This window comes from Hafnia sp. CBA7124 (assembly GCF_002355555.1).
Taxonomy (GTDB): domain Bacteria; phylum Pseudomonadota; class Gammaproteobacteria; order Enterobacterales; family Enterobacteriaceae; genus Hafnia; species Hafnia alvei.
Genome location: NZ_AP017469.1, coordinates 1,944,987 through 1,957,405, shown reverse-complemented (window position 1 = coordinate 1,957,405; position 12,419 = coordinate 1,944,987). Strand labels below are relative to the sequence as shown.

The following is a 12,419-nucleotide window of genomic DNA, read 5'->3' as shown; positions in this document are numbered from 1 at the left end:
GCACGACTGGCGTTACAAACTTAAGGTAACCCGGTGAATATTCAGGCACTTCTTTCAGATAAAGTCACCCAAGCTCTGGTGGCTGCAGGCGCTCCTGCTAACAGCGAAGCTCTTGTCCGTCAATCCGCGAAAGCGCAATTCGGCGACTATCAGGCCAATGGCGTCATGGGCGCGGCAAAGATTCTGGGTATTGCTCCACGACAACTGGCAGAGCAGGTGCTGACCCATCTTGAGCTAGACGGTATCGCGAACAAAGTTGAAATCGCGGGTCCGGGTTTTATTAATATCTTCTTAGATCCTGCATGGCTGGCAAAACAGGTCGAAGCTGCGCTGGCGGATGAACGTTTAGGCGTTGCTCCGGTGAAACCACAAACTATCGTGGTTGACTACTCCGCACCAAACGTCGCTAAAGAGATGCACGTTGGTCATTTGCGCTCCACCATCATCGGTGACGCATCCGTTCGTACCTTAGAATTCCTCGGCCACAACGTCATTCGCGCTAACCACGTCGGCGACTGGGGTACCCAGTTCGGCATGTTGATCGCCTATCTGGAAAAAATGCAGAACGAGCACGCGAATGAAATGGACCTTTCCGATTTGGAAGCCTTCTATCGCGAAGCGAAAAAGCATTATGACGAAGATGCCGCGTTTGCTGAGCGCGCACGTGCCTATGTAGTTAAACTGCAAGGCGGCGACGAATACTGCCGCGAAATGTGGCGCAAACTGGTCGACATCACTATGTCGCAAAACCAGAAAAACTATCAGCGTCTGAACGTCACCTTAACCAAAGATGACGTCATGGGTGAAAGCCTATACAACAGCATGCTGCCTGGCATCGTTGCAGATTTGAAAGCCAAAGGCTTAGCGGTAGAAAGCGAAGGCGCTACCGTTGTATTCCTCGACGAATACAAAAACAAAGACGGTGAACCTATGGGCGTCATCATCCAGAAAAAGGATGGCGGCTACCTGTATACCACCACCGATATCGCCTGTGCGAAATACCGTTACGAAACGCTGGGCGCAGACCGCGTGCTTTACTACATCGATTCCCGTCAGCACCAGCATTTGATGCAGGCATGGACTATCGTGCGTAAAGCGGGCTACGTACCAGACTCTGTCAGCCTCGAACATCACATGTTCGGCATGATGTTAGGCAAAGACGGTAAGCCATTCAAAACCCGTTCAGGCGGCACTATTAAACTGTCTGATCTGCTGGACGAAGCGGTTGAACGCGCGGGCAAACTGATCGCAGAGAAAAACCCAGATTTAAGCAGCGAAGAGTTGGCGAAGCTGGTTGACGTTGTTGGCATTGGCGCCGTGAAATACGCGGATCTGTCAAAAAGCCGTACCACGGATTACATCTTCGACTGGGACAATATGCTGGCGTTCGAAGGCAACACCGCGCCGTATATGCAATACGCGTATACGCGTGTGTCTTCCGTCTTCAAACGCGCCGGTATTGATGAAAAATCCCTGACCGGTGATATCGTCCTGACTGAAGATCGCGAAAAAGCGCTGGCTGCTCGCCTGATTCAGTTTGAAGAAACCATTACTCAGGTCGCTCGTGAAGGCACTCCGCACGTCATGTGTACCTACCTGTATGACTTAGCGGGTCTGTTCTCAAGCTTCTACGAAGCGTGCCCAATCCTGACGGCTGAGAGCGAAGAGCAACGTAATAGTCGCCTGAAATTAGCTGCGCTGACGGCAAGAACGCTGAAAACTGGCTTAAATACGCTGGGTATCGAAACCGTAGAACGTATGTAATTCGTTTATCATCAGTCATGTTGTACTGAAGTCATACTGTTCTGACATAAAAAAACCGGCCTACATGGCCGGTTTTTTATTACCTAACAAAAATCATCACACCACAACGTTGCGCGTAAAGTCTCGTACGCGGAACCCAAGCAGCCCCAATGCTGCAAAATAGGAGCCCGCGCCCACCACCACCACCGCCATCAAGCGTAATAAACGCATCAGCATATTGCCTGAGTCCCACGCGGGCATAAACCACATCATGCCGATGAGCACCACGGTCATGATAGCAACCGCGACCACCAGCTTAACCAAGAAGAGAATCCAGCCCGGCTGAGGGGTATACATTTTTTGCTTCCGCAATTGCCAATACAACAAACTGGCGTTGAGGCAGGCCGCAAGCCCAATAGAAAGAGAAAGCCCTGCGTGTTTCAATGGCCCAATAAAAGCCAAGTTCATCAACTGAGTCAGAATCAGGGTAGCGATAGCAATTTTCACCGGTGTTTTAATGTTCTGGCGGGAGTAAAACCCGGGTGCCAACACTTTCACCAGAATAAGTCCCATCAAACCCACTGAATAGGCAATCAGCGCTCGCTGCGTCATCTCGGTATCAAATGCGGTGAATTGACCATATTGGAACAACGACGCAATCAGCGGTTTAGATAAAATCCCCAAGGCAATTGAGCTCGGCAGCGCCAACACAAAGCACAAACGCAGCCCCCAATCCATCAGCCGGGAATACTCTTCATGCCGTCCGCTAGATACGCTTTTCGCTAATGACGGCAGCAAAATCGTGCCCAATGCCACGCCCAAAACACCAGATGGAAACTCCATTAAACGGTCAGCGTAGTACATCCAAGAAACCGAGCCCGACACCAAGAATGACGCGAAGATGGTGTTGATGATCAGTGAAATCTGGCTCACGGAAACACCAATAATGGCGGGTCCCATCAGCTTCATCACACGCCAAACGCCAGCATCGTGCAGGTTCAAACGCGGCAGGACTAGCATCCCGATCTTTTTCAAGTGTGGCAGTTGGTAAGCCAACTGCAATACGCCACCCACGGTGACCGCCCACGCCAGTGCCATCACCGGCGGATGGAAATACGGAGCCGCAAACAGAGAAAAGCCGATCATACTGACGTTTAAAAAGGTCGGAGCAAAAGCCGGCACCGAGAATCGATTCCACGTATTCAGTATTGCGCCCGCTAACGAGGCCAAAGAGATCAGTAAGATATAGGGGAACGTGATGCGCAAAAGCGACGAAGTCAGCGCAAACTTATCCGGCGAATCGACAAAGCCCGGCGCGGTCACATAAATCACCCACGGCGCAGCGAGCATACCCAGCACGGTCACCACCGCCAGCACCAGCGTAAGCATACCGCTAACGTAGGCAACAAAAGTCCGCGTTGCCTCTTCGCCCTGCTGGCTTTTGTATTCCGCTAAAATAGGCACAAATGCCTGAGAAAATGCGCCTTCGGCAAAGATACGCCTTAACAAATTCGGCAGTTTAAATGCGACAAAAAAGGCATCCGTCGCCATTCCCGCACCAAAAATACGCGCCACAAGCGCATCTCGCGCAAATCCCAACACGCGCGAAAACATGGTCATCGAACTGACCGCCGCCAGTGATTTTAATAAATTCATGAGTTAGTTTTTTCAACGGTTGCGACCCTTGCTGAATGCAGCAAGGGCAATTTAGGAGCACTAGTCTACTTATCTCACACGGAAGATCTAGTTAGAGATGTTACAAACCAAGATGATAGGGACAAAATGTGTGCCAATATGCCTACTGTGAAAGTAAGCCTTCAATAATTCGCTGAGCAGCAATCGCCTGCTCGCCTGAGGTTATTGGCGCCGTTTGGTTCTCAACGCAGTCGATGAAATGATTTACTGCGCCAACAAATCCTCGTTGTTCTAAGGTTGATTGCCAGCCAGATATTGGCAATTCACTCAAAACTGTGTCGCGTTCGATATGCAAGCTCCTAAGATCCTGCGCATCATAAATCGCCCCGCCGCTGACAACTTGCATCACTTCACGTTGCGAGCCCGCCGCGCGGTGCATAGAGGTAGTGACCTGAATCTGCCCTGCGCTAAAATGATGCTCGGCATAAATCATTTGCCCCACGTCGTTGGTATGCAAAGTTCCCGACTTCAACATTAAGTTTTTACCGCTCATCCATAGTGCGGTATCCACCACGTGCAGATAGTCATCCAGCAAGGTGAAACGCACATCTTTGGGGCCAATATTTTGATGTCGATGTTTATCCATGCGAATTGCGGCTACGTCGCTAGCCTGCTGTTTAATCTGTACATAGCGCGGCGCAAACCGGCGATTAAACCCTACCATCAAACGACAATTTTTCTGTTCAGCCAGCGCAATTAACTGCTCGGCCTGATCGAGCGTTTCCGCCAACGGTTTATCAACATAAACATGTTTGCCGCGCTGCAAAAGCTCGCGCACGACGTCGAAATGCGTATTGGTGCTGCTGTGCACAAACAGCGCATCGCACTGTTCGGCCAGTTCATCTAGCCGAGAAAATGCCGTCATTCGGTAGCTATCACATACCCCCTGCGCCTTAGCCAGCGTGGGAGAAAAACCACCGACCAGTTGCCAGCGCTCTGCCTGACTCAAAATAGGCAAATAGGCTTTTTGCGCGATACCACCTAAGCCAACAACGCCAATACGTAATTTCGTCATTCTTGTTCTCTTAATCAGCAAGGTGATCCAGCAAACTTTGTACGCGCTCTTTTAACTCTGCCACTTCGGCTTCAAGCGCTTCGACACGCTCGGCTAATCCATTATCAACCGGCGCACTGTAGGTACTTTCAATAGGCGAGGTCGCAACGTTTTCAACCTCACCGCTAAAGAGATGCGCATAGCGACTTTCACGTTTACCCGCTTCACGTTCTAGACGAACCACAAAAGGGCCATCCTCGCGCGAAGCGAGGTCATTGAGCACCTGTTCAACCTGCGTCACATCGCTAAACTCATGCATGCGGTTGGTTCGCGTGCGCAACTCGCCGGGGGTTTGCGGCCCACGAAGTAACAGGCAGCACACCACCGCAACTTCGGCATCAGAGAATTTCAGGTTGCCAAACTCGGAGTTACAGAACCGATGTTCATATTTCATCACGCGACTGCCCGGAATGCTTAACGAGCGCACCTGATGCTTCTTCATCAATAAATCCAACGTGGACTGTACGTCTGACTCGCTGAGATCCATCACCGGCTCACGGTTGGTTTTCTGATTGCAGGCGGTAGTTAAGCCATTGAGCGAAAGTGGATATTGATCGGGCGTGGTGACCTGTTTTTCAAGAAAGCAGCCAATCACGCGAGCTTCCAGTGCAGATAATGGGTTTTTCATTGGTCTTAGATCCTTGTGAACGCAAACAGTTAGCGCGGCGCAGTCCATTCTCGATTAACCAGCGCAGTCAAAACGTGATCCTGCCATTTACCGTTAATCAGCAGATAATCTTTGGCATAGCCCTCTTTCTCAAAGCCCATACGTTTGAGCAAATCCCCACTGCGTTGGTTATGCGGCATATAGTTAGCCATAATTCGATGCAGCCGCTGCTGACGAAACATATAACGAATTGCCGCCTGCGCACCTTCATACATCAACCCTTGACCCTGCCATTTCTCACCGAGTGAATAGCCGAGATAGCAGGCATGGAAAGAGCCGCGCAGCACGTTACTAAAATTAGCCACGCCTCGAACTTCATTCTCATCGGGATCAAGCAACAGAAAATAGTAGGCGCTGCCCTGTTTCTGCAGCTCATTGATAAGCCCTAATCGCGCCTGCCAGCCCGAAGGATAACAATGACTTTCATCGCGTACAGGTTCCCACGGTTTTAGGAATTCGCGGTTTTCTGCGTAATAGTCGGCCAAGCGATAGGCATCGCGGTCATGAACCAAACGCACCACTAGACGGTCGGTGGTTAAACGGACTTTTGGCCCGCTATTGTGATAGCCAAACATCAATTCTCCAGCCCCACATGCAAACATTTTATTACTTATCACTATAACCGCTCTTTGTATGGCGGGTAATACCTTAGCTGTAGCAATATTGCGCACTTAGCTGCTGTTAAGGCCTTTTTCTTCTATTTCTGTAATCCAGTTAACGGTTAATTTCTCACTGCTCATAATGAAAAGTATTATGAGGTCGACTATTTGCAGAAAAATATTATTAATCAAACCTATACCCACGCTGAAAATGGGTAGAAAATGAACGAGTCAATCCCTCCTTTTTTATTTTCTCGCTGATGGTGAAACATGTCGCTGGTGTCGCAAGCTAGGAGCTTGGGTAAGTACTTTTTATTATTAGACAATTTACTGGTTGTACTCGGTTTCTTTGTCGTTTTCCCTCTTATTTCAATTCGCTTCGTCGACCAACTTGGTTGGGCAGCGGTGGTCGTGGGAGCGGCACTGGGATTACGACAATTAGTCCAGCAAGGATTAGGGATTTTTGGGGGTGCCATCGCTGACCGCTTTGGTGCAAAACCGATGATCGTGATTGGCATGTTGTTGCGTGCAGCGGGTTTCGCCTCGATGGCGGTTGCCAGCGAACCTTGGATTCTGTGGCTCTCCTGCGCGCTCTCTGCGCTGGGTGGAACGCTGTTTGATCCGCCGCGTACCGCGCTGGTGATTAAACTGACCCGCCCGCATGAGCGTAGCCGCTTTTATTCATTGTTGATGATGCAAGACAGCGCCGGTGCCGTGGTGGGCGCGCTGATCGGTAGCTGGCTGCTTCAGTACGACTTTCACTATGTCTGCTGGGTGGGTGCGGCCATTTTTGTGCTAGCGGCGGCCTGTAATGCGTGGCTATTACCCGCCTATCGAATTTCGACAGTTCGTGCGCCGATCAAAGAAGGCATGATGCGCGTCATTCGCGATCGCCGTTTTCTGCTCTATGTGCTGACGCTGACGGGTTACTACATGCTTGCCGTGCAGGTGATGCTAATGCTGCCCATTATAGTTAACGAAATTGCCGGCACGCCAAAGGCGGTCAAATGGATGTACGCCATAGAAGCCACGCTGTCTCTAACGCTGCTCTACCCAATTGCTCGCTGGAGCGAAAAACATTTCCGCCTCGAAACACGGCTGATGTTTGGATTATTGATTATGACCATCAGCCTGTTCCCTGTGGGTCTCGCAACGGAACTTCGCACGCTGTTTATTTTAATTTGCTGCTTCTATTTTGGCTCCATTATTGCCGAACCCGCACGTGAAACGTTAAGCGCCTCGCTGGCTGACCCGCGTGCGCGCGGCAGCTATATGGGCTTTAGCCGTTTAGGCTTAGCGCTGGGTGGCGCTATTGGCTATACCGGCGGCGGCTGGATGTATGACACCGGTCAAGCGCTCGGAACGCCTGAACTGCCCTGGTTTTTACTCGGCGTGGTCGGCGTGCTCACGCTGATTCTCCTGTACTGGCAGTTCAATCAACGCAGCATCGCTCCTGCCGTGCTGGGCGGAAACTAAAGCACATCATCTTAATCTTACTTACTGCGTTCTGAATTTTCGTCATTATCTGATTCAGAACGCAGGGCGTTCCCTCTAAATTCATTCGCACACTTTGCCTTAATATCTATGAAAAAAGAGGCCTCTCGTCCTGTCATAAATGTGTATTAACAGGATGAAACATACGTTATTTTTTTCTCTGGCAGATCTATGACACAATCAGGTCGATAACATCAGCATGTTAATTAGCACACTTATTTATTCTGTATTTAGAGGTCAGATGATATGAAGAAGGCGATTTATATAGCAGGGATCGTTGCTGCGGGGCTGGTATTAGCAGCCTGTAATAAACTGACCCAATACACCATTACTGAGCAGGATATGAACCAATATCTGCAAAAGTATAATAATTTCCAGAAACAAATTGGTATCTCTGGATTAGTTGACGCCGACATTACCGTCGACCAACTAAACAGCCAAATTGGGCGTACTGATCCCAATAAAGTTACCCTAACGGGTCATGCCAAAGTCAATATCAGCTCCATTCTCGGCCCACAGACCAGCGATCTGCAAATCACGCTACAGGCTCAGCCGGTTTATAACAGCGAGCAAGGTGCCATTTTCCTGCGGGATATGGAATTAACCGATTACACGGTCAAACCTGAAAAAATGTCTGGCGTGATGAAAGCGGTGGTTCCGTATTTGAACCAATCGTTGAAAACCTATTTCAACGAAAAAGCCGTTTATACGTTAGATCCGAATAAGAGCGAAAAAGAAGCCTTGGCGAAAAAACTGGCTAAAGGTATCGAAGTTAAACCGGGCGAAATCATTATTCCTTTCACTGACTAATGCTCTCTCCCATAATAAAAAGCCGGTGTTCAATTATGAACACCGGCTTTTTATTTATCAGATTGAAGCATTTATTCTGCGTCTTCGGCAGAGTCTTCGCCTTCAGAAAGTTCATCCCACATAGCCTGAAGTGCTTCACGCGTCAATTCAGCCAGCGTGCGATAAAACGCCGTGGTGGCATGCGCTTCGACTTTGCCCAGAAACTTTCCGCACCACGGCAGCAAATACTCATCGAACAGCGTGATTTGTGCCTGAACTTCGTCTTCGGCAGACTGATCTTCCAACCATGATGCGGCCAGCAGCAACTGCCCAAAGGCATCCGCAGGCTGCTCGCCTAAAGGCATTCCACGCTGGGTTAAGAAATCGCGAACTTCCTGCTCGGTCGCATTCTCTTGATAATCGCTCCGATGTATATCGACAGACGCATCGGCACCGCTAAACATGGCGTCGTAATCAGCGCTTAACGCGGTGCGATCTTTAGCAGCGGTTTGCAAACGGGTCAGCAGCGCGTCTTGCTCAATGGGCCAAAACTGTTGAAGCTTACCCTGCACCATCAGATCAAATACGGGAGTCAGTACAGCATCCTGCGGCTGACGGGAAAACAGGCTTCCCAACAAACGGCAGATGATAGAAAAATCGTTCATCTTTAATCCTGAAATATATGGCCTGAAAATGTGGCCTACAAAAACGGCTTAAAATGTGACATTGTCACTTCAAGCAAATCGCTAGTTGATTACCAATCAGTCAGTTCGGGGATGGCTTTCTTCCCTCGTTCAACCAGAAAATCGAGCAGACGGCGCGGCGTTACATTGAGCACCCGATCCTGCGGGAAGTTTACCTCATTCATGATCCGGACGCAGTGATCAAAACTACCCAGTGAAAATGCGACGTGCGAATCTGACCCTAACGACAGATAGCCACCGGCATCGCGCACCGCTTCGGCAATGGCGCGACAGTTTGCTTCACTGCCAATTCGAGAATGTGTGAATGAGGAGTTATTCAGCTCTAACGCCACGTTATAACGCGCTGCGGCTTCAGCCACCGCGCGAATATCGATTGGAAATTTCGGATTACCCGGATGACTAATAATGTCTGCATCGCCATTGGCCATCGTGGCAATCATAGCTTCGGTATGACTATCGCGATCGCGCGGTGCAAAAACCGGCTCGTGAAATCCCGCAATAATCAGATCCATCTCGTCTAACATTCGCCCCGTGCAGTCAATTTCGCCCTGCGTATTCTTAATATTGGATTCGATGCCGCGCAAAATAGCCACGCCATCCACAATACGTGGCCACACACGCATGTTCATAAAATGCCAATAATGCGGCGCATCGGCCATGTCAGGGCCGTGATCGGTAATGGCGAAAAGTTTGATGCCACACTTTTTTGCTTGGGCGATATAGTCATGAAGGGTGCTGTAGGCGTGGGTACTTGCCACGGTGTGCATATGCAAATCTACGGGATACATGGCTTCTCCTGTCTAAGGCCCGCTGGTTTTGGCACCAGCAGGCGTGTCCCTATAAGGTTAGCAAATAGAACGTATTCATACAGCAATGAATATTTTCTAAAGCATCAATAACCTAAATCCATGTTTACTACACCTTCCGGCGTTTTCCCCGCCTCAATCGCCAAGATGTTCTGTGCGACATAATCCATCGCGACCTCTGGCAGCGTGATAGCGGCGATGTGTGGTGTAATCGTCACGCGAGGGTGTTTCCAGAAAGGATGATCGGTCGCCAAAGGTTCTTTGGCGAACACGTCGAGCGTTGCCGCAGCAACCTGTCCAGATTCCAGCGCCGCCAGCAAATCATCCTCTTTCATGTGCGCACCGCGCGCCAAGTTGATGATATAGGCACCCGCATTGAGCTGCGCAAACAGTGACTGGTCGAGAATACCCACGGTTTCTGGCGTATTCGGTAGCAGGTTTATCAGCAACTGAGTCCCTTGCAGGAACGACGCAAACTGATCTTGACCGAAGAAACTCTGAACGTCGCTATAATGCTTTTCCGTGCGGCTCCAGCAGCGAACCTGTAGGCCAAATGAAGCCAACCGCTCCGCCACTTTTCCGCCCAGAACTCCCGCTCCCAAAACACCCACCACAAACTGAGAGGCGTCATGCGGTGCCAGATACTGCCATACACCCTGACGCTGCTGTAGGTCATACTCATCGAAGCGACGGAAATAGCGCAGCGCAGCAGCAGCGGCATACTCTTCCATCTGCAAAGCCATTCCTGTGTCTTCTAAACGCACCAGCGGAACACCTTTCGGCAATGTTCCGGGATTTGCCCTTTCCTGAGCTAAAATCGCGTCAACGCCCGCGCCCAGCGCAAATACACCGCGTAGATCTTGGCGCTTAGCCAGCATCTCAAACGGCGGTTGCCAAACCAGCGCGTAGTCTGCGGGCTTATCATCCCCAGACTGCCACTGGCGAATATTCGCTTCCGGTAAACGTTTCCGCATACCATCCAGCCAAATCTGCGCATTAAAAAACGGATGGTAGTAAATGATATCCACTTCGTGCCTCCAGTTTTTCTGTCTTAATCGTATTGTTCGCTCGTTGCAGTATTAGCTAGCCTGACGCTGTTGGGCAATTAATCGACGCAGCAGCGGGATTAACAACACCAACACTACGCCCGTAGCGACAGAACCCCAGCCTAGCGCATTGAATACGCTGCTATAGCCTGGGTTAGTTTCCAACGGCGTACTACCGCTATTTTGCGGCATCAGCCCCGAAACATATCCGGCCAGCACGGAGGCCACGCCGGTTACCATCATCCAACAGCCCATCATCAAACCTTGATGACGTGCCGGTGCCAGTTTGCCGATCATCGCGTAACCAATCGGCGAAATCATCAGTTCACCAAAGCTTTGCAGCACATAGCTCAACGCTATCCATTTGAATGCGACTAAACCATCACCGCCTGCAAGTTGGATCCCCAGTGGCAGAACCAGCATACCTAATCCCATGCAAAACAGTGAGGCACAAAATTGCAAAGGTATATCAATGTTTAAGCCACGTTCACGCAGGCGTTTAAACAGTAGCGCCATCAGCGGCCCGCCGACGACAATCACGACGGTATTGATGTTCTGAATCCACTGAGGCGCCACGCGCAGACCATAAACATTCAGATCGATATTATGTTCAGAGAACAGCATCAGCCCCATAGGTGCCAACTGATACAGTGACCAAAACACCAGAGAGCCCGCGGCTAAAATCAGATAGGCAACCATGCGGCGGCGTTCGTCGGCTTCACGATGACGCAGCGTCATAATGCACAGCATGATGAAAATCAGAATGCCGAGCACCACCACAAAATAGCTGCTGAAATCGGCGTGGGTCAGTAGCACACGAATAATCGGCACCAATGCCACCAACACCACTAAGCCCGCAAGCATGCGCAAATAGAACGATTTACGCGATGCCTGCTTCAGCGGCGTGTTGATGTCCGCCAAAATTTGCCAGCGCGACAGCGTCACCAGAATGGCAACCGCATTGCCGATAGTGGCAAATAAGAACAGTGCACGATAGTTTTCACTGAGTTGGAAATAACCGGCGACGGCAAAACCGGCAAAAAAGCCAAGGTTCATGCCCGCATAGTTCCACAGGAATGCGCCCTCACGGCGATCGTCGTCCGGCGCAAAGCGCTGAGTCAGCATCATGTTCAGGCAGGTGACGTTTAATCCGCTGCCGGTGAGGAACATCGCCAATCCCCAATACAGACCAGATACGCCCATCTCAGCAATCATGTAACAGCCGATCACCTGCAATACCATACCTAAAATGAAGAGGTTACGGTTGCTCAGACAACGGCCGCCGAGATAGCCACCAAACAAGTGGAGACCATAGTTAAACGCACCAAATACGCCCATCATGGCATTGGCATCGCTTTCGCTAAATCCTAAGCGCTTGGTCGCATAAAGAACCAAGGTAGAATAAAGCACGGCAAAACCAAGCGTTGAAAAGGTTTGGATAAAGAATAGAGCACCAGAGCCAGCCGGAATGGCGCTGCGGTGTGAAGATGGTTGAATGGGTGTCGTCGAGCTCACCGCTTTCCCCTTGCTAAATGATGTTGTACACACTCTTCCTGAGAGTTACCTGAGCCTAGACTCGGCGGGCTTGTTGGCTATTATTCCGTTATCTTTTGTTCAAGCCTCGTTCTCATTTAGCGGGATAAATATCCAAAACACCAGAATTAATGTTGTTATTTCGTCTGTTTAGTCATTATTTATCCAGTTTATTGGCGTAACTATTCATGTTTACTGGTTTTAAAAACTTACACCAGCATCATGTATCTGGCTTGACGCTAATGTTTTTATATACAAAGGCCATTACAATCTGATTTTCATTATTGAT

General features: G+C 49.9%; 11 protein-coding genes. 3 read left to right on the top strand and 8 right to left on the bottom strand.

Annotated features, from left to right (window positions below):
- Positions 1 to 33: 33 nt before the first annotated feature.
- A complete protein-coding gene (gene argS / locus CPY98_RS08960) occupies positions 34 to 1,764 on the top strand; it encodes an arginine--tRNA ligase (protein WP_043493008.1) in 1,731 nt (576 codons plus the stop codon).
- 96 nt (positions 1,765 to 1,860) lie between these two features.
- On the opposite strand, the gene murJ is transcribed toward argS, so the two are convergent.
- From murJ to rimJ, 4 genes are all read right to left on the bottom strand, one after another.
- On the bottom strand, positions 1,861 to 3,399 hold the full coding sequence (gene murJ, locus CPY98_RS08955) for a murein biosynthesis integral membrane protein MurJ (protein ID WP_043493007.1): 1,539 nt from the start codon (positions 3,397 to 3,399) through the stop codon (positions 1,861 to 1,863).
- Between the two features lie 142 nt (positions 3,400 to 3,541).
- Complete coding sequence (locus CPY98_RS08950; protein WP_096387422.1) at positions 3,542 to 4,453, bottom strand: Gfo/Idh/MocA family protein; 912 nt, start codon at positions 4,451 to 4,453, stop codon at positions 3,542 to 3,544.
- 10 nt (positions 4,454 to 4,463) lie between these two features.
- Positions 4,464 to 5,120, bottom strand: coding sequence for a DUF480 domain-containing protein (locus tag CPY98_RS08945; RefSeq protein WP_096387419.1), 657 nt, complete (start codon positions 5,118 to 5,120; stop codon positions 4,464 to 4,466).
- Positions 5,121 to 5,149: 29 nt separating this feature from the next.
- The gene (rimJ, locus tag CPY98_RS08940) at positions 5,150 to 5,734 is read right to left on the bottom strand and encodes a ribosomal protein S5-alanine N-acetyltransferase (RefSeq protein WP_040045123.1); all 585 of its coding nucleotides are present in this window, start codon (positions 5,732 to 5,734) and stop codon (positions 5,150 to 5,152) included.
- Between the two features lie 294 nt (positions 5,735 to 6,028).
- Between rimJ and mdtH the strand changes: the two genes are divergently transcribed.
- Together mdtH and CPY98_RS08930 are read left to right on the top strand one after the other, a co-directional pair.
- A complete protein-coding gene (gene mdtH, locus CPY98_RS08935; protein WP_043493001.1) occupies positions 6,029 to 7,234 on the top strand; it encodes a multidrug efflux MFS transporter MdtH in 1,206 nt (401 codons plus the stop codon).
- A gap of 264 nt (positions 7,235 to 7,498) precedes the next feature.
- The gene (locus CPY98_RS08930) at positions 7,499 to 8,062 is read left to right on the top strand and encodes a lipoprotein (protein WP_025801885.1); all 564 of its coding nucleotides are present in this window, start codon (positions 7,499 to 7,501) and stop codon (positions 8,060 to 8,062) included.
- A gap of 71 nt (positions 8,063 to 8,133) precedes the next feature.
- Here the strand turns inward: CPY98_RS08930 and CPY98_RS08925 are convergent, their stop codons facing one another.
- The 4 genes from CPY98_RS08925 to CPY98_RS08910 form a co-directional block, all read right to left on the bottom strand.
- The gene (locus CPY98_RS08925; protein WP_096387416.1) at positions 8,134 to 8,706 is read right to left on the bottom strand and encodes a molecular chaperone; all 573 of its coding nucleotides are present in this window, start codon (positions 8,704 to 8,706) and stop codon (positions 8,134 to 8,136) included.
- Positions 8,707 to 8,795: 89 nt separating this feature from the next.
- Entirely contained in the window at positions 8,796 to 9,533 is a 738-nt protein-coding gene (locus CPY98_RS08920) for a phosphatase (RefSeq protein WP_096387413.1), read from the bottom strand.
- Positions 9,534 to 9,637: 104 nt separating this feature from the next.
- The gene (gene ghrA, locus CPY98_RS08915; protein ID WP_040045128.1) at positions 9,638 to 10,579 is read right to left on the bottom strand and encodes a glyoxylate/hydroxypyruvate reductase GhrA; all 942 of its coding nucleotides are present in this window, start codon (positions 10,577 to 10,579) and stop codon (positions 9,638 to 9,640) included.
- Positions 10,580 to 10,630: 51 nt separating this feature from the next.
- Entirely contained in the window at positions 10,631 to 12,112 is a 1,482-nt protein-coding gene (locus tag CPY98_RS08910; RefSeq protein ID WP_043492991.1) for a peptide MFS transporter, read from the bottom strand.
- Positions 12,113 to 12,419: the final 307 nt, after the last annotated feature.

Coding starts and splice junctions, on each gene's coding strand:
- murJ (WP_043493007.1), bottom strand. CDS start 3,399: ATGAATTTATTAAAATCACTGGCGGCGGTCAGTTCGATGACCATGTTT.
- CPY98_RS08950 (WP_096387422.1), bottom strand. CDS start 4,453: ATGACGAAATTACGTATTGGCGTTGTTGGCTTAGGTGGTATCGCGCAA.
- CPY98_RS08945 (WP_096387419.1), bottom strand. CDS start 5,120: ATGAAAAACCCATTATCTGCACTGGAAGCTCGCGTGATTGGCTGCTTT.
- rimJ (WP_040045123.1), bottom strand. CDS start 5,734: ATGTTTGGCTATCACAATAGCGGGCCAAAAGTCCGTTTAACCACCGAC.
- mdtH (WP_043493001.1), top strand. CDS start 6,029: ATGTCGCTGGTGTCGCAAGCTAGGAGCTTGGGTAAGTACTTTTTATTA.
- CPY98_RS08930 (WP_025801885.1), top strand. CDS start 7,499: ATGAAGAAGGCGATTTATATAGCAGGGATCGTTGCTGCGGGGCTGGTA.
- CPY98_RS08925 (WP_096387416.1), bottom strand. CDS start 8,706: ATGAACGATTTTTCTATCATCTGCCGTTTGTTGGGAAGCCTGTTTTCC.
- CPY98_RS08920 (WP_096387413.1), bottom strand. CDS start 9,533: ATGTATCCCGTAGATTTGCATATGCACACCGTGGCAAGTACCCACGCC.